At 39.3% G+C, this 24052-nt stretch carries 23 protein-coding genes and 1 riboswitch; of the genes, 9 read left to right on the top strand and 14 right to left on the bottom strand.

What is annotated here, in order from left to right:
• Nucleotides 1-41: 41 nt before the first annotated feature.
• Nucleotides 42-1934, bottom strand: coding sequence for a DUF2207 family protein (locus QM867_RS06170; protein ID WP_414315363.1), 1893 nt, complete (start codon nt 1932-1934; stop codon nt 42-44).
• Nucleotides 1935-2064: 130 nt separating this feature from the next.
• On the opposite strand from QM867_RS06170, the gene QM867_RS06165 reads away from it, so the two are divergent.
• Both QM867_RS06165 and QM867_RS06160 read left to right on the top strand, forming a co-directional pair.
• Nucleotides 2065-3630: an ABC transporter substrate-binding protein/permease gene (locus QM867_RS06165; RefSeq protein ID WP_414273240.1), complete on the top strand. Its 1566-nt coding sequence runs from the start codon at nt 2065-2067 to the stop codon at nt 3628-3630.
• Nucleotides 3630-4370, top strand: a complete 741-nt coding sequence (locus QM867_RS06160; RefSeq protein ID WP_000081949.1) for an amino acid ABC transporter ATP-binding protein — start codon at nt 3630-3632, stop codon at nt 4368-4370. Before QM867_RS06165 ends, QM867_RS06160 begins: the two co-directional genes overlap by 1 nt.
• 477 nt (nt 4371-4847) lie before the next feature.
• Here QM867_RS06160 and QM867_RS06155 read toward each other — a convergent pair whose 3' ends face one another.
• The 13 genes from QM867_RS06155 to QM867_RS06095 all read right to left on the bottom strand — a co-directional run bounded on the left by QM867_RS06155 (nt 4848) and on the right by QM867_RS06095 (nt 15390).
• A complete protein-coding gene (locus QM867_RS06155; protein WP_001140700.1) occupies nt 4848-5063 on the bottom strand; it encodes a hypothetical protein in 216 nt (71 codons plus the stop codon).
• Nucleotides 5064-5168: 105 nt separating this feature from the next.
• Entirely contained in the window at nt 5169-6065 is an 897-nt protein-coding gene (locus tag QM867_RS06150; protein WP_000243418.1) for an SPFH domain-containing protein, read from the bottom strand.
• Nucleotides 6066-6147: 82 nt separating this feature from the next.
• Nucleotides 6148-7398: a threonine ammonia-lyase IlvA gene (gene ilvA / locus QM867_RS06145; RefSeq protein ID WP_414315362.1), complete on the bottom strand. Its 1251-nt coding sequence runs from the start codon at nt 7396-7398 to the stop codon at nt 6148-6150.
• 80 nt (nt 7399-7478) lie between these two features.
• A complete protein-coding gene (ilvC, locus tag QM867_RS06140; RefSeq protein WP_045763621.1) occupies nt 7479-8501 on the bottom strand; it encodes a ketol-acid reductoisomerase in 1023 nt (340 codons plus the stop codon).
• Between the two features lie 65 nt (nt 8502-8566).
• Entirely contained in the window at nt 8567-9043 is a 477-nt protein-coding gene (gene ilvN / locus QM867_RS06135) for an acetolactate synthase small subunit (protein ID WP_001253809.1), read from the bottom strand.
• Nucleotides 9036-10736, bottom strand: a complete 1701-nt coding sequence (locus QM867_RS06130) for an acetolactate synthase large subunit (protein ID WP_414315361.1) — start codon at nt 10734-10736, stop codon at nt 9036-9038. Before QM867_RS06130 ends, ilvN begins: the two co-directional genes overlap by 8 nt.
• Before the next feature lie 212 nt (nt 10737-10948).
• Nucleotides 10949-11638: a 50S ribosomal protein L1 gene (rplA, locus tag QM867_RS06125; protein WP_001085672.1), complete on the bottom strand. Its 690-nt coding sequence runs from the start codon at nt 11636-11638 to the stop codon at nt 10949-10951.
• Nucleotides 11639-11734: 96 nt separating this feature from the next.
• Nucleotides 11735-12160 (bottom strand): 50S ribosomal protein L11, encoded by a 426-nt coding sequence (gene rplK, locus QM867_RS06120; protein ID WP_001085808.1) that lies wholly within the window; start codon nt 12158-12160, stop codon nt 11735-11737.
• A gap of 193 nt (nt 12161-12353) precedes the next feature.
• Nucleotides 12354-12836, bottom strand: a complete 483-nt coding sequence (locus tag QM867_RS06115) for a GNAT family N-acetyltransferase (protein ID WP_315640908.1) — start codon at nt 12834-12836, stop codon at nt 12354-12356.
• Nucleotides 12811-13230, bottom strand: coding sequence for a chromosome partitioning protein ParB (locus QM867_RS06110; protein WP_311522598.1), 420 nt, complete (start codon nt 13228-13230; stop codon nt 12811-12813). Before QM867_RS06110 ends, QM867_RS06115 begins: the two co-directional genes overlap by 26 nt.
• Before the next feature lie 27 nt (nt 13231-13257).
• Nucleotides 13258-13908: a phosphatase PAP2 family protein gene (locus QM867_RS06105; RefSeq protein ID WP_311522599.1), complete on the bottom strand. Its 651-nt coding sequence runs from the start codon at nt 13906-13908 to the stop codon at nt 13258-13260.
• On the bottom strand, nt 13898-14461 hold the full coding sequence (locus QM867_RS06100) for an ECF transporter S component (protein ID WP_153225064.1): 564 nt from the start codon (nt 14459-14461) through the stop codon (nt 13898-13900). Before QM867_RS06100 ends, QM867_RS06105 begins: the two co-directional genes overlap by 11 nt.
• Before the next feature lie 158 nt (nt 14462-14619).
• Nucleotides 14620-14838, bottom strand: a riboswitch (FMN riboswitch).
• Nucleotides 14839-14886: 48 nt separating this feature from the next.
• Entirely contained in the window at nt 14887-15390 is a 504-nt protein-coding gene (locus QM867_RS06095) for a tRNA (cytidine(34)-2'-O)-methyltransferase (protein ID WP_045763706.1), read from the bottom strand.
• A gap of 393 nt (nt 15391-15783) precedes the next feature.
• Between QM867_RS06095 and trkA the strand changes: the two genes are divergently transcribed.
• The 7 genes from trkA (at nt 15784) to arcC (ending at nt 23996) form a co-directional block, all read left to right on the top strand.
• Nucleotides 15784-17133, top strand: a complete 1350-nt coding sequence (trkA, locus tag QM867_RS06090; RefSeq protein ID WP_414315360.1) for a Trk system potassium transporter TrkA — start codon at nt 15784-15786, stop codon at nt 17131-17133.
• Between the two features lie 3 nt (nt 17134-17136).
• A complete protein-coding gene (locus tag QM867_RS06085; protein WP_414315359.1) occupies nt 17137-18576 on the top strand; it encodes a TrkH family potassium uptake protein in 1440 nt (479 codons plus the stop codon).
• 163 nt (nt 18577-18739) lie between these two features.
• Nucleotides 18740-19372 (top strand): hypothetical protein, encoded by a 633-nt coding sequence (locus QM867_RS06080; protein ID WP_414276303.1) that lies wholly within the window; start codon nt 18740-18742, stop codon nt 19370-19372.
• A gap of 60 nt (nt 19373-19432) precedes the next feature.
• Entirely contained in the window at nt 19433-20125 is a 693-nt protein-coding gene (locus QM867_RS06075; protein ID WP_315640846.1) for a CPBP family intramembrane glutamic endopeptidase, read from the top strand.
• A gap of 354 nt (nt 20126-20479) precedes the next feature.
• Complete coding sequence (arcA, locus tag QM867_RS06070; protein ID WP_371559028.1) at nt 20480-21709, top strand: arginine deiminase; 1230 nt, start codon at nt 20480-20482, stop codon at nt 21707-21709.
• A gap of 67 nt (nt 21710-21776) precedes the next feature.
• Entirely contained in the window at nt 21777-22790 is a 1014-nt protein-coding gene (gene argF / locus QM867_RS06065) for an ornithine carbamoyltransferase (RefSeq protein WP_414315377.1), read from the top strand.
• Between the two features lie 258 nt (nt 22791-23048).
• The gene (arcC, locus tag QM867_RS06060) at nt 23049-23996 is read left to right on the top strand and encodes a carbamate kinase (protein WP_414315358.1); all 948 of its coding nucleotides are present in this window, start codon (nt 23049-23051) and stop codon (nt 23994-23996) included.
• The last annotated feature ends 56 nt before the right edge of the window (nt 23997-24052 follow it).

The raw sequence follows: 24052 nt of genomic DNA, 5'->3' as shown, positions 1-24052 counted from the left end.
CTCCATTATATCATACTTTTATAAGCTGTGTTGAGTTTTCTTTAAAAGGCACCGATGCTGCCGCCGCCACCGCCTCCAGAGAATCCACCACCAGAACTTCCACTACTAGAAGATACTGAGTAAGTACTTGCCGTATTTGCGACACTAGCATAATGGCTCATTTGCGCTGTTGAATGATAAAACATGCTATGCCAGCCATAAGCTACATAGAGATTGATATCTGGATTTTCAACTTGGACCTGGTGAACCTTCATCAAATGGCTAACCTTGTCAGCATATCCAAACAAAGTTGCATACACTAATAGACGATTCCAAACAACAATACTTTCCAATTCAGCCTGATCCAGTCGTGCAATCTCACGTAACATATTTTCAAAACTCGTCCAAAGATAATAGACCTCCGCTCCTACTTCATTTAGAACACCATCACGATTATCTAGTCGAATCTTCCAATAATAGAAAGCAGCCAAAACTAAACCTAGTAAGCCAAGTATTGGCAAGGGCAGGTAAAGATAGCCATGAACGTCCAAACTGTACAAGAACAAACCAAATCCGATAAATAGGGGCAAGATAGTCAAGACCCCCATACCTACTTGCAAGGCCTTTTCCCCACCAGTTAAAGGTCGATAGTAATCTGGAAGCTCCCAGAAGGAAACTCGTTTTCTCACCCCTTCTTGCATCTCTTTCAACACTTCTTCGAAAGAAGATTTGAGCTGACGCCCCCTTGATTGAATCCGTTTTTCATCAGTAGCTTTCGCTCCACGATAAAGGCTCTCAGATACCTTATAATCTGCAAACAAATCGGAAACAGCAACGTCTTTTTTACCTGAAAAGGCCAGATTTAGACAGGTCCTCTCAAAGTTTGCCAAGCCATCTTCTTTTACCAACCTTAAAGTAACTGCATCTCCTTCTGAAATAATAGAGACATTACCACGGTCGATTACATCTAGTAAGGTAGCCTGAATAAGCTGGTTGAAGGTGAATTTGCCTGCTCCTTTGATTAGAGGGCTTACTTCCTCCAAGGAGGTCGAGTAAACAGCTTCAGATAAAACCATAGGCTCTAATTCCATCGGCGGTTCATAGAGACGATGATTTTTGGCATATTTGACTGAAGGAGTGGTTTTTCTTCTATAAATAAAATAGAAGCAGATACTCAATAACAAGGAGATGGAAAGTATTGAAGGAAACACCCAAGTAACGAGTTGTTTACTCTGCTCTTTTTCTCTAACAATCGAGTCTTCTATCTTATTAAACTCTTCTAAACGATTCCCTTTTAAGCCCTGATCCATAGCGCTAGCAAAATCGGTTCGAGGCCAGTAGGCATGCAACTCAACTCCGCGCTTAGACGGAAGATTGTCTAAGCGAATAGTATAGTCATGACCACTCTGTTCAATCCTTCCCTCTCTATAAAGTTGACCTGTGTGGAAAAAGAGTTTTTCAGCCCCCTTCTCTCCGCTTACATGAAACTCAAACTTTTCAATAGATTCTGAACTGTCTGTTAAGGGTTGCCAATTTAATTCAGCGATATCATTATACAAGAAAAGAAGGTTTTTCAATTGCCAGGTAAGTTCCACTTCGACCCTGTCCCCTTCCTGACCTGGATTATAGACTTTAACAGTATAACCATTCGTTTCTTCTGTCACTTCGCTAGTAACATCTGTCAGTTCAGCACCATTTTTCGAGGCCTCAACCTTTGGATGAGGATCAATTTCAAACCCGCTAGGCATCTTGCCTGCACGACCAAGTCCCACGATTTGGCCATTAAAATCATCCTCAAACTGGTAAACTATCTTCTGCCTAAATTCCGCTGTATTGTCTGCATGAATATACAGTTCTCCTTTATAGGATGGAATGCTGAAATCCACGGCAAAAACCAATTTTGGAACAATTATCAGACAAGTAAATATAAGTACTATTAACCATCTTTTTTTCATAATATAGCCTCTTTTGACCTTTTTCTCATTATATCATTTTTTTCCAAGTAAGGGTTTACTAGGATTGAAAAACTTGCTAATTTTCGATACAATAGAGAGAAGCAATTTTAGACTAGAAATAGGAGAAATCATGAAAAAATTATGCTTAACTATCCTTGCTAGCCTGGCCCTTACTTTAGGACTAGTTAGCCAGGTCCAAGCCGATGAATATTTACGTATCGGTATGGAGGCAGCCTACGCACCCTTTAACTGGACTCAAGATGACGACAGTAACGGCGCTGTCAAAATCGATGGAACCAACCAATATGCTAATGGTTACGACGTCCAAATAGCTAAAAAGATTGCTAAGGACCTAGGCAAAGAGCCCTTGGTTGTTAAAACCAAGTGGGAAGGACTTGTCCCAGCCCTTACTTCTGGTAAGATTGATATGATCATTGCAGGTATGAGCCCAACTGCTGAACGCAAACAAGAAATTGCATTTTCAAGCAGCTACTATACTAGCGAACCAGTACTTTTGGTCAAAAAGGATTCTGCCTATGCAAACGCCAAATCACTAGAGGACTTTAGCGGAGCAAAAATCACTTCTCAACAAGGTGTTTACCTTTATGATTTGATTTCACAAATCTCAGGCGCTCAGAAGGAAACTGCCATGGGAGATTTCGCCCAAATGCGTCAAGCTCTTGAAGCTGGTGTCATTGATGCCTACGTTTCTGAACGTCCTGAAGCCCTAACTGCCGAATCAGCAAACGCTAAGTTCAAAATGATTCAGCCTGAACCTGGTTTTAAAACTGGTGAAGAAGATACGTCTATCGCTATTGGACTTCGTAAAGATGATGACCGTATCAGCCAAATCAACGCCAGTATTGAAACCATTTCTAAAGATGAACAAGTTGCGCTCATGGATCGTATGATCAAAGAGCAGCCAGCAGAATCTACAACGACAGAAGAAAGCAACAGTAATTTCTTTGGCCAAGTCGCTAAAATTCTGACTGAAAACTGGCAACAACTCTTGCGTGGTGCTGGTATTACCCTTCTCATTTCAATTATCGGTACCATCGTTGGTCTCACTATTGGTCTTGCTATCGGTGTTTTCCGTACTGCACCTCTATCTGAAAACCAATTTATCTTTGGCATCCAAAAACTAATCGGTTGGATTCTCAATATCTATATTGAAATTTTCCGTGGAACACCTATGATTGTACAATCTATGGTTATCTACTATGGAACTGCTCAAGCTTTCGGAATCAATCTAGACCGTACGCTAGCTGCTATCTTTATCGTTTCGATCAACACTGGTGCTTACATGACTGAAATCGTCCGTGGTGGTATCCTAGCTGTTGATAAGGGACAATTTGAAGCAGCAACTGCACTTGGTATGACTCATAACCAGACCATGCGTAAGATTGTTTTGCCTCAAGTTGTTCGAAATATTCTACCAGCAACTGGTAATGAGTTCGTCATCAACATCAAAGATACTTCTGTATTGAACGTTATCTCTGTTGTAGAACTTTACTTCTCAGGAAACACGGTGGCAACACAAACCTACCAGTACTTCCAAACCTTTACCATCATCGCAGTTATCTACTTTGTCCTCACCTTCACAGTAACGCGTATCCTACGCTTCATCGAAAAACGTATGGATATGGATACCTACACGACAGGTGCTAACCAAATGCAAACGGAGGATTTGAAATAATGAGTCAACCAATCCTTGAAATCAAACACCTCAAAAAATCCTACGGGCAAAACGAGGTCCTAAAAGACATCTCTCTTACTATTCATAAAGGAGAAGTGATTTCTATCATCGGTAGTTCCGGTAGTGGTAAATCAACCTTCCTACGTTCTATCAACCTTCTCGAAACACCAACTGAAGGTGAGATCCTTTATCACGGTGAAAACGTACTTGAAAAAGGGTATAACCTCACTCACTATCGTGAAAAACTAGGCATGGTTTTCCAATCCTTTAACCTCTTTGAAAATCTCAATGTTCTTGAAAATACGATTGTTGCACAGACAACCGTTCTCAAACGTGAACGATCAGAAGCAGAGAAAATTGCTAAAGAAAACCTTGAAAAAGTTGGAATGGGAGAGCGCTACTGGCAAGCTAAACCAAAACAACTTTCTGGTGGTCAAAAGCAACGTGTAGCAATTGCTCGCGCGCTTTCTATGAATCCTGATGCCATTCTCTTTGACGAGCCTACTTCAGCCCTTGACCCTGAAATGGTCGGTGAAGTTCTAAAAATCATGCAAGAACTAGCTCAAGAAGGCTTGACAATGATCGTTGTAACCCACGAAATGGAATTTGCTCGTGACGTATCACACCGTGTCATCTTTATGGACAAAGGTGTGATTGCAGAAGAAGGCAAACCTGAAGATTTATTTACAAATCCTAAAGAGGAACGTACAAGAGAATTTTTACAACGCTATTTAGGATAAGATAAAAGCGATTGGATAAACCTCTTAAACCAAGAGTTGTTTTCCTATTCAAACCCCAATCAACATTGAGTCAAAGGCTCATGAACATAAAAATCAAGGTCGGAGTTTTTTATCCCGACCTCTTTTTATATACTTTAAAAATCTCTTTTATCCCTTCTTCTGTTTCCTGAACAAGTATTGCTTGTAGCTATATTCCTAATCTTTTATTTGATTTTCATGAGTGATACTCAATGAAAATCAAAGAGCAAACTAGGAAGCTAACCGCAAGCTGTACTTGAGTACGGTAAGGCGACGCTGACGTGGTTTGAATTTGATTTTCGAAGAGTATTACCTTTGATTTTCATGAGTGAGATTACTCCTCTCCTGTCAATCTAGTTCATCCTAACAAATAGATTTGTTGAGCAGGTCATAGCATAACTATTTCGCCGTTCCATAAATAAAAGCAGACCCTAATTAGAGTCTGCTTGTATCCAAAGATTAATCTTCAAATTTTTCATGATTTTTTTCATAGAAATCAATTAATCCAAGGGCTGTTTCAAAGGAAATATTTTTAACTTTTGCACGTCCTTGAGCTAGAGCAATGATAGACATTTCACGTGCATTCGTTTCTTTAGAAATACGATAACCAGTGATCTTCTTATCACGAACCCAGCTAACAACTGATTCTACTTTTTCAAAGTTAGTCTTAGCCATGTTTTTCTCCTATTTTATTCTTTACGATATTTAATTGTATACGTTTTTATGGCATTTGTCAATAAAAAAACATATATCCAATCAAATAAGACGTTAAGATTTAGTTTACTTGGCTTTTAAAGCCGATAATATATGGGTTCGTATATCTTCAACTCCGTTAGGATTTGCTGGTAAGAAAATTGTATTATTACCTTGTTTTTCTGCAAAATTATTCAATGTATCTAAATACTGGTTAGTTAACAAGATTGACATGATTTGCTCTTCAGTTAATTCAACATTGGCTCCTTTTAACTCTTTAATAGAATCAGCAAGTCCATCAACAATTGCTTTTCGTTGCTCTGCGATCCCCACACCATGTAGGCGATCCTTTTCTGCCTCTGCTTCGGCCGCTGTTACGATCTTAATTTTATCTGCTTCGGCCAATTCTTGTGCTGCTACTCTCTTACGTTGAGCAGCATTGATTTCATTCATCGATTGCTTGACTTCCGCATCCGGCTCTACTTTGGTAATGAGCGTTTTGACGATAATGTACCCATACGTTGACATTTCTTCCGCTACTTGTTTTTGAACTTCTAATGCAATTTCATCCTTTTTCTCAAACAATTCATCCAAGGTTAACTTAGGAACTGATGAGCGCAATGCGTCTTCAATATAAGATTTGATTTGAGCCTCAGGTCTCATTAGTTTATAGTAAGCATCTGTAACATTTTGTTCATTTACTCGGTACTGTGTTGCAACATTCATCGTCACAAATACGTTATCTTGAGTCTTGGTTTCCACAACGATTTCACTTTGCAAGAGACGCAGTTGTACACGAGCTGCAATTTTATCAATCCCAAATGGTGCTCTTAGGTGAATACCACTATTGCTCAACTTTTGATACTTACCAAATCGTTCAATGATAGCAACTGATTGTTGTCGAACAACATAGATTGAGCTCATTAGTATAGCTCCTACAATAAGCATTAGAATAATTAGAACAAGTATAACTTTTAAAACCATGGGAATCTCCCCCTTTCTTCATTTACATTATAGCACTTGTAAATAGGTTAGGCAAATGATATGATAAAAATTTCATAGCATATTAAACAAGCATATTATATAGGGTCTCATTCCCATTTAAGTTAATATAAGACGGGTCGAATTTTTCCATACGGTGAATCAATCCCGCATAATCATGTTTATCAGCCAGCGCAATCCCTATTAGTACTGGACCAGTTCCCTTGCTAGCTCGTTTGATATATTCAAAACGAGTAATATCATCATGAGGTCCTAAGATATCATTTACAAACTCTCGAAGTGCTCCCGGACGTTGTGGGAAATTCACTACAAAGTAATGCTTGATACCATCATAAATCAAGGCACGTTCTTCCATCTCTGGCATACGGTTGATGTCATTATTCCCTCCAGAAATGATACAACAAATGGTCTTGCCCTTAATATAATCGGATAATACTTCTAGAGCTGCAACACTAGCAGCACCCGCAGGTTCTGCTACGATACCTTGTTTAGAATAAAGATCAATTAAGGTCTCAGAAATCAAACCTTCATCCACTCCGATAAGAGTTTCTACATGTTTGCGTGTTGCTTCATAGGTCAACTGTCCTACCTTTTGCACAGCAATTCCATCCGCAAACTTGTCAATTTCTTTAAGTTTAACCGGTCCTCCAGCTTCAAAGGCAGCCTTCATAGAACGAGCACCTTCAGCCTCTACTCCAATGACCTCAATCTGAGGATTTGTTTCTTTAATATAAGTAGAAACACCTGAAATGAGACCTCCGCCTCCAACAGGTACCAAGACAGTATCAAATTTAATAGATTCTTTACGAGCTTCTTCTAAAATTTCATAGGCTACCGTACCCTGACCAGCTTGAACATAGGGATCATCAAAGGGATCAATAAAAGTACGATTTTCAGCTACGGTAAAGTCTTGAGCAGCCTTGGCTGAAGCATCAAAAGTATCCCCTACTAATTTGATCGTAACAAAATCTCCTCCAAAGAAACGAACCTGACCAATTTTCTGTTGAGGTGTCGTAATTGGCATAAAGATTGTTGCAGGAATCTTCATCTCATTACATGTGTAGGCAACTCCTTGAGCGTGATTGCCCGCTGAAGCACACACTACACCACGTTCACGTTCCTCTTTTGTCAATTGGGAAATAGCGTAATAAGCCCCACGAATTTTAAAAGAACGGACACGTTGAGCATTTTCCTTTTTAAGATAAATTTTCGCTCCGTATTTTTCGGATAAATAATGATCGTAGTCAAGTGGCGTATTGGCTACTACACCACTCAAAACCTTGTGGGCTTTCACCACATCTTTTGCACTTAGCATAATCTCCTCCTAGATGAGTTTTCAAGATAAAAAACGAGTTAGGTTCCCCCCAACTCGCCTTCTGTTTATATTCTTAAAAATTAGTTGTAGATCTTGAATGCATCATCGTCGTTTTTACCGACAAATGGCATTGCTTTACGCAATTCTGCACCAACTTTTTCAATTTCAAGGTTAGCTGCTTGTTCACGGTAAGCAGTCAATTTTGGACGTCCAGCTTTGTAGTCATTTACAAAGTCGTTGGCAAATTTACCATTTTGGATGTCCGCAAGAACTGCTTTCATATTTTCTTTGACTTGTTCAGTGATTACACGTGGACCTGAAACATAGTCACCATATTCAGCAGTGTTTGAAATTGATTGACGCATTTTCTTGAATCCACCTTCGTAGATCAAGTCAACGATCAATTTCATTTCGTGAAGAACTTCAAAGTAAGCCAATTCTGGAGCATATCCTGCTTCTGTCAAGACTTCGAAACCAGCTTCGATAAGAGCAGTCAAACCACCACAAAGAACTGCTTGTTCACCAAACAAGTCTTCTTCAGTTTCTTCTTTGTAAGTTGTTTCAAGAAGACCTACACGAGCTGCACCAACACCTTTACACCAGTCCATAGCGATGTCTTTAGCATTTCCTGTTGCATCTTGGTAGACAGCGTAAAGCGCTGGAACACCAAATCCTTCTTCGTAAGTACGACGTACCAAGTGTCCTGGTCCTTTAGGAGCACACATGAAGACATCAACATCTGCAGGAACTTTGATGAATTCGAAGTGGATGTTGAAACCATGTGCAAAACCAACTGCATTTCCAGCTTCCAAGTTTGGTGCAATTTCTGCTTCGTACAATTCTTGTTGGATTTCGTCTGGAGCCAAGATCATGATAACATCAGCCAACTTAGTTGCTTCTGCTACTGTGTATGTATCAAAACCATCTTCTTTTGCTTTGTCAAAAGATTTACCTGGGCGTACACCGATGATCACATCACGACCTGAATCACGCAAGTTTTGAGCGTGAGCATGACCTTGTGAACCATAACCGATAACGGCGATTTTTTTACCGTCAAGTGCTGCTACTTTTACATCTTTTTCGTATTCCATTTGAACTGCCATAGTTTTTTCTCTCTTTTCTATTTTTATTGCCTATTAGGCTAGTTTAACAAATTGAGGTTGGATTTTTAGTCGCGGGTAAATCCAGTTGCACCCGTACGAGCGATATTCTTAATACCATATGGTCGAATCACTCGAATTAAGGCTTCACTCTTTTCTGCATTCCCAGTCATCTGAATGGTAATGGAACTTGGAGCTACATCGACTACTGTTGCACGGAAAGGTTGAATGATAGCCAAAATTTCTGCACGTTTTTCAGCAGGCGCTGAAACCTTTATAAGAATTACTTCTCGTTCTAAGTGGGGCTGATCCGTGATATCACGAATACGAATCACATCAATCTGACGATTAAGTTGTTTGATGATTTGCTCAACTTCATCATGTGAGGCAACATCTATGATAATGGTAATCCGTGATACATTAGGATTTTCCGTTGCGCCAACAGAAATGCTTTCAATATTGACTTGACGTCTCGATAAGACTCCTGTGAAGCGATTGAGAACACCTGAACGGTTTTGAAGTTTGGCTGTTAACATTCTACGCATTAAACTTCACCCCCAACATCTCATGATTACTCTTACCAGCTGGTACCATCGGTAAAACATGTTCTTTACGAGAAATGTCTACTTCAATAAACATTGGTACATCTTCCATGATGACTTCCAAATCCTTCTCAAGAGTTTCAGGATTATCAAACTTATAATTTTTAATCCCGTAGGCTTGAGCCATCAATTGAAAGTCTGGCAAGGTTTCAAATACCGACTCTGAAGTTCGACCATCATAGAAGGCTTCTTGCCACTGGCGGACCATCCCAAGTGAATGATTATTTAGCATGATGACCTTGATTGGAATCTTGTAAATGTTTAAGATTGCTAATTCCTGATTGGTCATCTGGAAACCACCATCACCGACAAAGAGAACAACTTCTTTATCTGGATTGGCAATTTTAGCACCAATAGCTGCAGGAACTCCGAATCCCATGGTTCCTAGACCACCTGACGTAACCAATTGACGCTCGTTTTGGTAAGGATAGTATTGAGCCGTCCACATTTGATGTTGTCCAACGTCTGTTACGACAATGGCGTCACCATTGGTCAACTCACCGATACGTTCAATAACTGCTTGGGGTTGTACAACTCGTTCTTTCTTATCATATGAACGAACACGATTCTTATCTTTGGTAACTTTTTCAATCCACTTTTCAGTATTGTTACGAACAATTGGCTCAGCTAGCAACTGCTGCAAGGCCTTTTTCGCATCACCAACAACTGGAATATCAACTGCGATAATCTTACCAATTTCTGCAGGATCGATATCTATATGCGCTACTTTAGCATTCTTAGCAAAGGTCTTAGGATTTCCTGTCAAACGGTCATCAAAACGACAACCAATAGAAATCATAAAGTCAGCCTCAGTCATGGCAATATTAGCCGCAAAGGAACCGTGCATTCCACCCATTCCCAAAAATAGTGGATGGCTAGTTGCGATTGTTCCCTGTCCCAAAAGACTGGTAACAACAGGAATTTGATAACGCTCTGCAAATTCATTTAACTCTGCTGCAGCCTCAGCGTAACTAATACCACCCCCAGCTAGCAAGACTGGCTTTTTAGCCTTAGACAATTGCTTCAAGATTTTCTTGATTTGCATATCATTTGGCTCAAGTGTTGGCTGATAACTTGGTAAATCTATCTCTGGAGAGTAAATAAAGTCTGTTTCAAGCGCAGAAACATCTTTTGGAAGGTCAATGACGACTGGCCCTGGACGACCTGTAGTCGCAATATGCACAGCTTCCGTAATAATCCGTGGAATATCCGCAGTTTCTCGAACCTGATAATTATACTTAGTGATTGGCATGGTGATACCAACGATATCAGCTTCTTGAAAAGCATCTTTCCCAATTCCAGCACGTGCTACTTGGCCAGTAAAGACTAAAAGGGGAACACTATCGCTCATAGCATCTGCGATCCCTGTAATGGCATTTGTAGCTCCTGGTCCGCTTGTGACGACTGCAACACCCAGTTTTCCTGTTGACTTAGCATAACCTTCAGCTTCGTGAAGACAGCCCTGCTCATGGCGACCTAGAATATGGCGGATTCCCTTAAAATTATAAATAGCATCATATAAAGGAAGTACTGCTCCACCAGGATAACCAAAAATCGTGTCGATTCCTAAGTCGCGAAGTGTTTCCAAAACAAGATCCGATCCCGTCTTAGGTGAGTCTAAAATGATTTTCTCCATCGTTCCCCTTTCTCTTCTCTTAAAAATAGCTTGTTACTATCATACCATTTTTTCAAAAATTTTCAAGAGAAAAGAGCAAATTTTCTGAATTTTCTATCTAGATACTTTACAATATCAAATAGATTAGAAAGTTTATACGTATTTTTATTTTTTGAATAGAAAAAAGGTTGAGACAAACTTGTCTTCAACCTTTCATGTTAAATCATTACTAATTAAAGTGAGTTAACGTCAACCTTGATACCAACACCTTGAGTAGTTGTGATTGTCAAGCTTGTTACGTAAGTTCCTTTAGCAGTAGCTGGTTTAGCTTTTTGGATTGTTTCGTTGAATGCTTTGAAGTTTTCAACCAACTTGTCAGCTTCAAATGAAACTTTACCGATGATCGCTTGTACGATACCTGCACGGTCTGCACGGTAAGTGATTTTACCACCTTTAGACTCTTCAACTGCTTTAGCAACATCCATTGTTACAGTACCAGTTTTAGGGTTTGGCATCAAGTTACGAGGTCCAAGGACACGTCCAAGACGTCCAACAAGGGCCATCATGTCAGGTGTAGCGATAACTACGTCGAAGTCCAACCAACCGTCGTTGATTTTAGCAACAAGGTCATCTTCACCAACGAAGTCTGCACCAGCAGCTTTTGCTTCTTCAGCTTTTGCACCACGTGCAAATACAAGAACGCGAGCTGTTTTACCAGTACCGTTTGGCAATACCATTGCTCCACGGATTTGTTGGTCAGCTTTTTTAACGTCAATGTTCAAGTTGTAAGCAACTTCTACAGTTGCATCAAATTTTGCAAAGTTAGTTTCTTTTGCAAGAGCTACAGCTTCTTCTACGCTGTATGCTTTTGTGCTGTCGATCTTCTCAAGAGCAGCACGAAGTTGTTTGCTTTTTTTAGCCATTTTCTATTCTCCTTGTAAGTGGTTCAATCGATTTTCATCTCCCACGTCACTTCTCGAAATGATGAAGTCTTGCGGGTTATATAGGGATGTTATTGATTAGTCAACAACAGTGAATCCCATAGAACGAGCAGTACCTTCGATCATACGCATTGCAGACTCAATGTTTGCAGCGTTCAAATCTGGCATTTTAGTTTCTGCAATTTCTTGTACTTGTGCACGAGTAACTGTAGCAACCTTAGTTTTGTTAGGTGTACCTGATCCTTTTTCAACACCTGCAGCTTTTTTCAAAAGAACAGCAGCTGGTGGTGTTTTTGTAACGAAAGTAAATGATTTGTCTTCGTATACTGAGATAACAACTGGAATGATCATACCAGCTTGGTCAGCAGTACGAGCGTTGAACTCTTTTGTGAATCCCATGATGTTGATACCAGCTTGACCAAGAGCAGGTCCAACCGGTGGAGCTGGTGTAGCTTTACCAGCAGGGATTTGCAATTTTACAAGTTTTTCGACTTTTTTAGCCATTTTTAAATCCTCCTTTGTGGTTTTGGCGGTAATTTAAAGATTTTTACCTCCCACAAGTATGCTTTACGCATACCCATCTATTATACACTATTTTAAAAAAAATGCAAGAGAAAATTTTATTTTTGATATTTCTTTCTGTTACACTTTTTTGGTGAAATCAATCTTCAGAATCTTCTACCACGATGGAGTGAATTCATTTGCTCAAAGTCAATACAAACCTCACTCCATTTTCAGTAGCGCCTCTTTCCACAAATCCAAGAGACTCAAAACATCTTATAGAGGTACGATTGAAAGTGTAGATTTCTTGAACGTTCAATTGTTTCCAACCCTTTTGACGAGCTAGATCAATCAAAGCCTTCAAAACCTTGCGTCCAAGTCCCTGATGTTGATAAGTCGGATTGCCAATCACAATAGGAAGATTCTCCTGAGATAAGGTTACATCCCCAATTGGAAGCCACTCTCCCTTTTCTCGAAACTCAATCCAGAACAAATCCCCGTATCTTTCTAAATAAGAATACATGGCATTTAATTTTTCTGAACTATAGGGTATTCTAATGCCGTCTACAAGTTCCACCAAATCCACATCTTGATACCAGGCCAAAGCTGCATCATGATGATCCGCTAAAAAATAGGGAACTAGACGCAAGGAATCATCTATCTGAATGATTTTTGTCATCATTTTCTAATCCTAATACTAGCTCCGCTGCTTGATTAAACCCATCACACCAGTTATACCATTTTGCTTCATACTCATCTTGAGGTAAGATATGATTTTTTAAATCCAGAACAGAGCATATCCTTCTTTTCTCACAAGCTTGCGCATAGAGTTGATAGAGTTCATCACCTCCATCTCTATCCCACTCAGCAGAAATCGTATTCTGGCCTATCAATAAAGCCTGATAAGCCCTGTGATGCCCATCTGTAATCAACAAATAATCTCCAAATGCAAGAACGCTAATTGGATCAACATTGATTAATTCTACCGACTGATAAAGCATCTGGATATTTTGTAACTTCTTTTCTGATAAATATAGTTGAGTCGGATGAAGATCTTTTATGTTGACTTCCATTTTTATCTCCTCAAGAAGGGTCAATTCCTACTTCTGCTTTCCTTTGAAGCGCCATTGAAAACGCAGTTTATCGTAGAAAGGAAACTCCATAAACAAAACTCCTAGGCCTACACAAAGGCTGGCAATCACATCTGATGGGTAGTGAACTCCCAGATAAATTCTTGATACCAATACACTGAAGATGTATAAACTTAGCAAGATTTGAACGATTTTTCTCCAGACTGTATTCTTAATCCGTTGGCTCAAAATCACAATCAAAGTTCCAACCATAATCGTTACTGCCAGAGAATGTCCGCTTGGAAAAGAAAAACCTTTTTCTTCTACCAAGTGTAGAATTTCTGGCCGTGGTCTTTGGTAGATATTTTTAAAAGTTACGATTAAGATTCCAGCTAAAGTCAAATTCCCCAGCATGAGATAACTTTCCATCTTCCATTGCTTACGATAAAATATAAAAGCTACAATTAAAACCCAGCTAATAATGACTGGGATATCAATTAAGTGCGTAATTGCCCGAAAAAGAAGCGTTAAGGTCTCAGGTAAATCACCTCTAATGGCAGTCTGAATCGGCTGATCAAAACCGACCAGCATTTCTGGATAAAATTTGACAATATAGCCAATAATCATAAAAAGTAAAAGGGCAAAAGAGCCCTTCATCATAAATGTTTGTTTATCTTTCATAGTATTTTAAAGTTGGTTTCAAAAGGACAAACAACAACCAGAAAGAGATGGCAAAGATAATACCTTCAATCAGATTAAAAGGCAAAACCATAGTCATCAGGTAGTTGCTCAATCCTAAGATTTTCTCAATATTAAAATTAGCAAACTTAGCGTACAAAGGAACAGCATAAACATAGTTTAGAACTAGCATAGCTAGAGTTAAACCAAGCGTACCAGCTAGTGAAGCTAGGACGAAACGCATGGTTGTTCGCTCTTTTTCCCAAATCAAACCAAAAGCAAGTACAAAGACTCCCAAGGCAACAATATTCATCGGTAAACCAATATAGGTACTAACCCCTTGATTGTTCAGAAGGATTTTCAACAAGGACCGAAGGAAAAGCACTCCAAAAGCTGCTGGTAAATCCAAGACTACCAAGCCCACAAGGACCGGTAAAATACTGAACTCAATCCTCAAAAAGGATGCCGCTGGCAAAAGCGGAAAGTCAAAGTACATCAACACAAATGAAAGTGCTGATAGAATTGCAATGGTCGAAAGTCGACGTGTGTTTGTCATAACAGGTTCCTCCAATTTTCTATAAAATCAGAAGAAGTTGGAAAGGATTCCTCTATCTATCCTTTATTTTTATATTCCAAAAGTTCCCCCTCACTCTTTTTTTAGCAAGCAGTTGCAATTTACCTATAAAAAATCAATTAGAATAGACAAAGCCATTCTTTCGTCTTCTCCCATCCAGACTATACTGTCGGTTGTGGAATCTCACCACATCAGCTTGCGCTCGCGGACTTATTTGGCTAAGATATTTTAGATTTATCTAGGCGTCGTAGTCGAAGATAATACTTAAAGTATATCGAGACAAGACAACGATGAGAAAGCTAAAATAGCTAGTCAAATTTACCGCCGGTCGGGAATTTCACCCTGCCCTGAAGACCCCTTTATGATAACAAAAAAAGCTTGCAAGCGCAAGCATTTGATCTAAGTGTTTATTTCAACTTATCTGTTTCGTAAGTGTGAACCAGTTCGAGACCCGCAAAGTTTTGTTGACGAAGTGCTTCATAAACAATCATACAAACTGTATTTGAAACATTGAGACTACGAACATGCTCATCATTCATAGGAATGCGGAGAGCTTTTTCTGGATGCTCACGCATAAATTCCTCAGGCAATCCCTTATCTTCTCTCCCAAAAAGAAAATAATGATCTCCTTCTGTCGTAAAATCTGCATCTGAATAGACTTTTTCTGCAAACTTGGAAATCAAGTAGAGCTGACCATCCATTTTTTCCATAAAATCAGCCAAACTATCATAAAAATGAATCTCAAGCTTGTCCCAATAATCTAGACCTGCTCGCTTCATCTTACGGTCATCGATAGGAAAGCCCATCGGTTTAATAATATGAAGGGGCGCATTCGTTGCTGCGCAAGTACGAGCAATATTACCCGTATTTTGTGGAATTTGGGGTTCAAATAATACAATGTGATTTGCCATGCCTTGTTTCCTCTCACTAGTGCAAAAAAATAGCCACACTGCCCGGAGTCAAGCTCAGCAAACAGCGTGGTTAAGGCATCGTTAACTTACCTCACAACAGGTTTGAAGTAAATCAGCGAAACTACTGTTTTAGTATATCACTTTCAGCTTGATTGTCAATAGAAATGACTTGATTTTTTCATTTTTTTTACAAACATATTTACATTAGTTAAAAATGCTTCTGTATTCATTAGAATTAGACGAAAATAGCTGATTTATATCTTAAATTTTTAATAAGTAAGATTATCAATAGGACAATTTCCCACCCCAATAATGAAAAGAGTCGGTTGCCGAGTGCATTTTATTCTAAAAAAGAGTATGATAGATACATATTGAAAAAGTAGGTTATATAACATGAAGATTATTCTTGTCGGAGGGGGGAAAGTTGGTTCTGCCCTTTGTCGTTCACTTGTCGCTGACAATCATGATGTTGTCTTAATTGAACAGAACGAAACAGTTCTTAATTACATGACAAGCCGTTTTGATATTATTGGAATTGCAGGTAATGGGGCTGACTTTGCCATGCTAGAAGCTGCCAATGTTCAAGACTGCGATATTTTCATTGCTATGACTCAATATGACGAGGTCAATATGGTCTCTGCTGTCTTAGCTAAAAAAATGGGTGCCAAGGAAACCATCGTCCGTGTTCGCAATCCTGAGTATTCCAACCCTTACTTTAAAGAAAAAAATATTCTCGGATTTTCTCTTATTGTCAATCCAGAACTCCTTGCAGCTCGGGCTATCGCTAATATCATCGACTTCCCAAATGCTCTTTCTGTTGAGCGTTTTGCAGGTGGTTTGGTTAGTTTGATGGAATTCAAGGTTCGAATTGATAGTAATATTTGTCAGATGTCTATTGTTGATTTCCGTAAAAAGTTTGGTAATGTTATCGTTTGTGCCATTGAGCGCGATCATAAGCTCATGATTCCAAGTGGGGATATGGTCCTCCAAGATAAGGATCGGATTTTTGTTACAGGTAACCGTGTAGACATGATGCTTTTTCATAACTATGTCAAATCTCGTGTCGTTAAAAGTTTACTCATTATTGGAGCTGGAAAAATCGCTTACTACCTTGTTGGTATTTTGAAAGATAGCCGTATTGATACCAAGGTCATTGAGCTTAATCCAGATCGTGCAGCATTTTTCAGTCAAAAATATCCAAAACTCTATATTGTGCAAGGTGATGGAACCGCAAAAGATATCCTCCTAGAAGAAAGCGCCCAACACTACGATGCTGTCGCAACTCTCACTGGCGTTGACGAAGAAAACATTATTACATCTATGTTCTTAGATAGTGTTGGTGTTCAGAAAAACATCACCAAGGTCAATCGAACTAGCCTTTTAGAGATTATCCATGCACCTGAGTTTTCTAGTATTATCACACCCAAAACCATCGCTGTAGATACTATCATGCACTTTATCCACGGTCGTGCCAATGCCCAATATTCAGATCTTCAAGCGATGCACCACCTTGCAAATGGACATATTGAGACACTTCAATTTCTCATCAAGGAAGCCAATAAAATGACTGGCAAACCCTTGTCTCAATTGAAATTCAAAAAAGAGTTGTTGATCGCTGCTATTATTCGTAATGGGAAAACAATCTTCCCAACAGGTGAAGATAACCTTCAAGTCGGTGATAAGTTAGTTGTCATCACACTACTATCAAATATCACCAAGATTTATGATCTGTTAGAGAGGTAAGCTATGAATAGAAGTATGGTACGATTTCTTCTTGCAAAGCTACTCTTGATCGAAGCTGGTCTACTTTTAGTTCCAGTTAGCATTGCTCTTTATTATCGAGAATCGAGTCAAGTTTTTACAGCTCTTTTCTCTACCATCGGAATCCTTGTTGTTCTAGGTCTTCTCGGCATCATCAGCAAGCCTAAAAAACAGCGAATCTATGCAAAAGAAGGGGTCTTAATTGTAGCCCTCTGTTGGATCCTCTGGTCATTCTTTGGTGCCCTTCCCTTTGTCTTTTCAGGGCAAATTCCCGATATGATAGATGCCTTCTTTGAGATTAGTTCTGGCTTCACAACAACGGGAGCAACCATTTTAAATGATGTTTCTGTCTTAAGTCGTTCTCTTCTATTTTGGAGGAGTTTTACCCACCTCATCGGAGGGATGGGGGTGCTAGTTTTTGCCCTAGCTATTATGGACAATGCTAAAAATAGTCACCTAGAAGTTATGAAGGCTGAGGTTCCAGGACCAGTATTTGGTAAGGTTGTGTCTAAGCTAAAAAATACAGCCCAAATCCTTTACATCCTCTACCTGGCTATGTTTGCCCTCTTTGTAGTTATTTATTACCTTGCTGGGATGCCACTCTACGATAGTTTTGTTATCGCTATGGGGACTGCTGGTACTGGTGGCTTTACTGTTTATAATGACGGAATTGCCCACTATCACAGTTCTCTCATTACCTATCTGACAAGTGTCGGGGTTTTGATGTTTGGTGTCAATTTCAATCTCTACTACTACCTCATGCTCCGTCGTATCAAGGAATTCTTTTTTGATGAAGAACTCCGAGCATATCTCTTGATTGTAGCCATATCAACTGGCCTAATCACGCTTAACACGCTCCACCTCTATAGCGGAGTTTCTCAAAGCTTTGAGATGGCCTTCTTCCAAGTATCTAACATCATTACCACTACCGGTTTTGGATATGGAGATATCACGAACTGGCCTTTGTTCTCTCAATACATCTTGCTAATGCTGATGGCAATCGGTGGTTCTGCTGGCTCCACCGCTGGTGGTCTCAAGGTCATCCGTGGAGTCATCTTATCTAAAATTGCTAAAAATCAAGTCTTGTCTACCATATCACCTCATCGTGTGTTAACCCTTCAGGTTAATCAAACGGTTATTGATAAGGATACCCAGCACAAGATTCTGAAGTACTTTGTGGTTTATATCATGATTTTACTCAGTTTGATTTTCATCGTCAGTTTAGATACCAATAATTTAATGGTGGTCACGAGTGCTGTTTTCAGTTGCTTTAACAATATCGGTCCTATTTTAGGAACAACTGCAAGTTTCTCAATTTTTAGTCCATTTTCAAAACTTCTACTATCCTTTGCAATGATTGCAGGACGTCTTGAAATTTATCCAATCATACTACTCTTTATGAAGCGAACCTGGTCTAAACGTTAGAACAATCAACTTTATACCCTATCTTCCCTCTTCAAGGGCCCCTTGAAGAGGGATTTTTTAGTTTCAAAAGACAAGACAGCCCTAAAAATCGACAATTGGGAATTTAAGGACTTTTCTCTCCTATCTTTTAGCTATAATAAGAAAAAAATATAGGGGATACTTTATGGAAAAAGTCATAAAATCAATTCGACTACTCTTGTTCTTTGCCTTAATCCAACTGGCACTTTGTAGTTGTATCTTTTGGTCTGGAACCTCTCTGGCCCTCAAACAATCCTGTTTTTATTTTCTACTGGCTTTATTGGGCTTATCTGGGTCTTGTGCCTTTATGCATTATTTATCTAGTCACAACTTAAAAAGAGATAGACTGATTGACAGGAGTCGCTTTATCTTTTTATTTTATAGTATGATGATTGTGGTCAACCTCTGCGGGGTTGGGCTGGTTCTGTCAGAGAGTATCGTCACTGTTAACTTACTTCAAAAAGAAGCTGTAGAACTCATCCTTCCCTCCTTCTTTTTTCTATTTGGAGTTGATCTCGTTACCTTTCTCCCCTTGAAAAAATGGAGAAGGTTACAAAAAAATTCCAGTAGCAAGGAAGTGAGATTTTCCGTCATCATCATTTCCATTTTAATCTTCCTACGTAACCCAATCACCATTTTATCGATTGCTTTTTATATTGGCCTTGGTGCTCTATTTCTCAGCTTTTTATTCCCAAAAAATTTGAGACAGGAGGTATCATTCTACGGTCATTTGATTCGGGATATTCTATTTGTCGTCTGTACTTTCCTCTTATGGTAACAAATAGAATCCTCTCAGCAATTGTGTTATAATTAGATAAAAATTTTAGGAGACATATCAATGAACTTTTTTAAAGATTTTCGTAAACGACTCGCGTGGTTTGGGATTTTGTTAGTAGCTATCTTTCTATCTCAGACTCCTATGCTAACTCTATCTATACTAACTAAAATTCAGTTTAATCCAATCTGGTCACCAATTCTTGTGTCCCTTATTTCGATTCTTGTGATCGCTATCTTTTTATACGGAGCCCATAAGAGCAAGTTACTAGTATTTAAGCCTAAACTCTTAACGATTAATGATCTTCCTCGTATTGTTTTGAGTTATTTGACAATCTTTGTTGGAAATCTTGTAGGTGGCATCTGGTTACAACTCATAAAACAAACAACAACTTCTAATCAGCAAGTAATTAACAACCTTATTTCCGAAAGCTCTCTGATTAGCAGTTTCTTCCTCATCGTTTTAATCGCACCTATTTGTGAAGAAATCATCTGTCGCGGGATTATTCCTACCAAACTCTTCCAAGGCTACGAAAAGTTTGGCTATGTTATTGGTTGGTTGATCTTCCTCCTTGCGCACAGACCTTCTAATCTCCCTTCCTTCTTGATTTATGGCTGGATGTCAGCCGTCCTCACTTGGACTGCTTATCGTACTAGACGTTTGGAAATGTCTATCTCAGTCCATATGCTACTTAATAGTATCAGTTTCATCTTACTGGCACTCTTTACAATTTTTATGAAAAATTTCGGTATCTAATACCCAACTATTCTTCCCTTAGGCTAGATCAATCGTCCTAGTCTAAGGGATTTTTTTATTTCAACAAACTTTTCACCTCAAAAAATCCACCTTTTTTTACTATCTCAAAAGTTTTTTAAAAAAATTTTAAAAATATTTTTATGCATAAATTTTATAGAATATAAAAATAAGTTAACTTAACATGTATATTTGTGAATATTCTTATAAAAAAATGTAAGAAATCCTTTAAAATAGCCATTTTCAAGCCTTTTTGGCCTTATCATATCCCTTGTAATGCATATTAATTTGTGATACTATTAACTTGTAAGCGATACCAATATAGTTTGGTACACACGAGAAAAAAGGAGGAAACACATGTCTTCACATCCAATTCATGTTTTCTCAGAAATTGGAAAACTGAAAAAAGTTATGTTGCACCGTCCGGGTCAAGAATTAGAAAACTTGATGCCAGATCACCTTGAGAGGTTGCTCTTTGATGACATCCCATTTTTAGCAGATGCCCAAAGTGAACACGACGCCTTTGCTCAAGCACTCCGTGACGAAGGAATCGAAGTGCTCTATCTTGAACAGTTGGCTGCTGAATCATTAACTTCTCCAGAAATACGCGACCAGTTCATCGAAGAATATCTCAACGAAGCAAATATTCGTGGTCGACAAACTAAAAATGCCATCCGAAAACTGCTTCATGATATTGACGACAATCTTGAACTGATCAAAAAAACAATGGCAGGTGTTCAAAAAGTTGAATTACCTGACATCCCTGAAGAAGGCAAAGGATTAACAGACTTGGTTGAATCTGACTATCCGTTTGCCATCGATCCAATGCCAAACCTTTACTTCACTCGCGACCCATTTGCGACTATCGGGAATGCAGTATCACTTAATCACATGTACGCCGATACACGCAATCGTGAAACACTTTATGGTAAGTACATCTTTAAGTATCATCCAATCTATGGTGGTAAGGTAGAGCTCATCTATAACCGTGAAGAAACTACTCGGATTGAAGGTGGAGATGAACTTGTTCTTTCAAAAGATGTCCTAGCAGTTGGGATCTCTCAACGGACTGATGCCGCTTCTATCGAAAAACTTTTGGTTAATATCTTCAAAAAGAATGTTGGCTTCAAGAAAGTTTTGGCTTTTGAATTTTCAAACAGCCGTAAGTTCATGCACTTGGATACTGTCTTCACCATGGTAGACTATGACAAATTTACAATCCACCCAGAAATCCAAGGCAATCTTCGCGTCTATTCCGTCACTTACGAAAATGAAGAACTCAAGATTGTTGAAGAAAAAGGAGATTTGGCAGAACTTCTTGCTCAAAACCTTGGTTTAGAAAAAGTTACACTCATTCCTTGTGGTGATGGGAATATTGTTGCAGCTGCTCGTGAACAATGGAATGATGGTTCTAACACACTCGCTATCGCACCAGGTGTCGTAGTCGTTTATGAACGCAACACTGTGACCAATAAAAAACTTGAAGAATATGGACTTCGTCTCATTAAGATTCGCGGCAGGGAGTTGGTACGCGGTCGTGGTGGACCTCGTTGTATGTCAATGCCGTTTGAACGCGAAGACATTTAGATTCTTCCTATTTCTGCCTAGCATCTGCTAGCAGAATCATGCTTGTTAGAAAAGGATATATAGAATGATACATTCAGTATTTCAAGGAAGAAGTTTTCTAGCTGAAAAAGATTTTACCCGTGCAGAGCTCGAATATTTGATTGGACTTTCAGCTCACTTGAAGGATCTTAAAAAACGAAACATCGAACACCGCTATCTAGCTGGTAAAAATATTGCTCTTTTATTTGAAAAAACTTCTACACGTACACGCGCAGCCTTCACAACTGCTGCAATCGATCTTGGTGCACATCCAGAATACCTGGGGGCAAACGATATTCAACTAGGTAAAAAAGAAACTACGGAAGATACCGCAAAAGTTTTGGGACGTATGTTTGATGGTATTGAATTCCGTGGTTTTAGTCAAGATATGGTTGAAGAATTAGCTAAATTTTCTGGTGTTCCTGTTTGGAATGGCTTGACGGATAAATGGCACCCAACTCAAATGCTTGCAGACTACTTGACAGTACTAGAAAATTTCGGACATCTTGAAGGTTTGACATTGGTTTACTGTGGTGACGGTCGTAACAATGTTGCCAATAGTCTTCTAGTAACAGGAGCGATCCTTGGTGTGAACGTTCATGTCTTTTCACCAAAAGAACTCTTCCCAGATCAGGCAGTTGTTGCACTGGCTGAGGGATATGCCAAAGAAAGTGGGGCTCACATCCTCATCACAGAAGATGCTGATCAAGCTGTAAAAGGGGCTGATGTCCTTTACACTGATGTTTGGGTATCTATGGGCGAAGAAGATAAGTTTGCAGAACGTGTCGCTTTGCTAAATCCTTACCAAGTCAATATGGATCTTGTTAAGAAAGCAGGCAATGAAAACTTAATCTTCCTCCACTGCTTACCAGCCTTTCATGATACGAACACAATCTACGGCAGACAAGTAGCTGAGAAATTTGGTGTAAAAGAAATGGAAGTAACTGATGAGGTCTTCCATAGCAAATATGCTCGTCAGTTTGATCAAGCAGAAAATCGTATGCACACCATCAAAGCCGTTATGGCTGCTACACTAGGAAATCTCTACATTCCTAAAGTGTGATACAAACTATAAGAAACAGCTTAGGGGCTGAGACTAGTGTTTTAGTCCGGTCCCTTTTTGTAATAGTTACGAGCTCTCAGTTGGAATTCACCACTAGTCACCATTCAAGCAAAAACCTCATAACAAGTAACTACCTTCCAGTTATTCGCATTTCGAAATTCCAACTCAACTCGTCCCTACAAAATCTTTCTTCTCAACTTTCAAATCCAAGCCTTTAACCAAAATTGGCTTTTGTTCATCCAAAAGAAAGGAGCGCTCATGTCTCATCGTAAAATCGTTGTCGCTCTTGGAGGAAATGCCATTCTTTCCACAGATCCATCTGCTCAAGCTCAAGAAGCTGCTCTGGCAGAAACAGCACGCCATCTGGTAAAACTCATCCAAAATGGTGATGAATTGATTATCACCCATGGCAATGGACCGCAAGTTGGTAACCTTCTCCTCCAACACCTAGCAGCCAATTCCGAAAAAAATCCTGCCTTTCCTCTTGATTCACTTGTTGCTATGACTGAGGGTAGCATCGGTTTTTGGCTCCAGAATGCTCTGGAAAATGCTTTACAGGATATTCATCTTGATAAAACTGTTGTTTCTGTTGTCACACAAGTTGTCGTGGACAAGAATGATCCTGCCTTTCTCAATCCAAGTAAACCCATTGGTCCATTCTACTCAGAAGAAGAGGCTAAAGCAGAAAGCGAAAAAACTGGGGCTAACTTTAAAGAAGATGCAGGACGTGGCTGGCGTAAGGTAGTGGCTTCTCCAAAACCTATTCACATCAAAGAAATCGATAGTATCCGAGCATTGCTAAACGCAGGTCAAGTTGTTATCGCTGCAGGCGGTGGAGGTATTCCTGTAATCGAAAATGAAAACGGTTACCTATCAGGGGTAGAAGCCGTTATCGATAAGGACTTTGCATCTCAACGCTTGGCCGAACTGGTTGAAGCCGATCTCTTCATCGTTTTGACTGGCGTAGATTATGCTTATGTCAACTATAACAAACCAAATCAAGAAAAATTGGAGCAGGTAACTGTTAGCCAAGTCCAAGAATATATCCAAGAGGGGCAATTTGCTCCTGGTAGTATGCTACCAAAAATCCAAGCTGCCATTGATTTTGTAACCAATCGTCCAGCAGGAAAAGCCGTCATCACTTCCCTCAGCAACTTGGGAGCCTTGATTGAATCTGATAGCGGAACAATCATCGTTAAAGATTAGCATCTTAGTGATACTTTACAAGAAAGTTTAGTCAGCACTCTTGCCACCATCATTCG

Source organism: Streptococcus infantis, from assembly GCF_047463635.1.
Classification (GTDB): domain Bacteria; phylum Bacillota; class Bacilli; order Lactobacillales; family Streptococcaceae; genus Streptococcus; species Streptococcus infantis_W.
This window is presented reverse-complemented; position numbering and strand designations above follow the sequence as displayed.

Excerpts from the sequence above, each read along its gene's own strand:
- QM867_RS06170 (WP_414315363.1), bottom strand. The coding sequence starts at position 1,934 with ATGAAAAAAAGATGGTTAATAGTACTTATATTTACTTGTCTGATAATT.
- QM867_RS06165 (WP_414273240.1), top strand. The coding sequence starts at position 2,065 with ATGAAAAAATTATGCTTAACTATCCTTGCTAGCCTGGCCCTTACTTTA.
- QM867_RS06160 (WP_000081949.1), top strand. The coding sequence starts at position 3,630 with ATGAGTCAACCAATCCTTGAAATCAAACACCTCAAAAAATCCTACGGG.
- QM867_RS06155 (WP_001140700.1), bottom strand. The coding sequence starts at position 5,063 with ATGGCTAAGACTAACTTTGAAAAAGTAGAATCAGTTGTTAGCTGGGTT.
- QM867_RS06150 (WP_000243418.1), bottom strand. The coding sequence starts at position 6,065 with ATGGTTTTAAAAGTTATACTTGTTCTAATTATTCTAATGCTTATTGTA.
- ilvA (WP_414315362.1), bottom strand. The coding sequence starts at position 7,398 with ATGCTAAGTGCAAAAGATGTGGTGAAAGCCCACAAGGTTTTGAGTGGT.
- ilvC (WP_045763621.1), bottom strand. The coding sequence starts at position 8,501 with ATGGCAGTTCAAATGGAATACGAAAAAGATGTAAAAGTAGCAGCACTT.
- ilvN (WP_001253809.1), bottom strand. The coding sequence starts at position 9,043 with ATGCGTAGAATGTTAACAGCCAAACTTCAAAACCGTTCAGGTGTTCTC.
- QM867_RS06130 (WP_414315361.1), bottom strand. The coding sequence starts at position 10,736 with ATGGAGAAAATCATTTTAGACTCACCTAAGACGGGATCGGATCTTGTT.
- rplA (WP_001085672.1), bottom strand. The coding sequence starts at position 11,638 with ATGGCTAAAAAAAGCAAACAACTTCGTGCTGCTCTTGAGAAGATCGAC.
- rplK (WP_001085808.1), bottom strand. The coding sequence starts at position 12,160 with ATGGCTAAAAAAGTCGAAAAACTTGTAAAATTGCAAATCCCTGCTGGT.
- QM867_RS06115 (WP_315640908.1), bottom strand. The coding sequence starts at position 12,836 with ATGACAAAAATCATTCAGATAGATGATTCCTTGCGTCTAGTTCCCTAT.
- QM867_RS06110 (WP_311522598.1), bottom strand. The coding sequence starts at position 13,230 with ATGGAAGTCAACATAAAAGATCTTCATCCGACTCAACTATATTTATCA.
- QM867_RS06105 (WP_311522599.1), bottom strand. The coding sequence starts at position 13,908 with ATGAAAGATAAACAAACATTTATGATGAAGGGCTCTTTTGCCCTTTTA.
- QM867_RS06100 (WP_153225064.1), bottom strand. The coding sequence starts at position 14,461 with ATGACAAACACACGTCGACTTTCGACCATTGCAATTCTATCAGCACTT.
- QM867_RS06095 (WP_045763706.1), bottom strand. The coding sequence starts at position 15,390 with ATGGCAAATCACATTGTATTATTTGAACCCCAAATTCCACAAAATACG.
- trkA (WP_414315360.1), top strand. The coding sequence starts at position 15,784 with ATGAAGATTATTCTTGTCGGAGGGGGGAAAGTTGGTTCTGCCCTTTGT.
- QM867_RS06085 (WP_414315359.1), top strand. The coding sequence starts at position 17,137 with ATGAATAGAAGTATGGTACGATTTCTTCTTGCAAAGCTACTCTTGATC.
- QM867_RS06080 (WP_414276303.1), top strand. The coding sequence starts at position 18,740 with ATGGAAAAAGTCATAAAATCAATTCGACTACTCTTGTTCTTTGCCTTA.
- QM867_RS06075 (WP_315640846.1), top strand. The coding sequence starts at position 19,433 with ATGAACTTTTTTAAAGATTTTCGTAAACGACTCGCGTGGTTTGGGATT.
- arcA (WP_371559028.1), top strand. The coding sequence starts at position 20,480 with ATGTCTTCACATCCAATTCATGTTTTCTCAGAAATTGGAAAACTGAAA.
- arcC (WP_414315358.1), top strand. The coding sequence starts at position 23,049 with ATGTCTCATCGTAAAATCGTTGTCGCTCTTGGAGGAAATGCCATTCTT.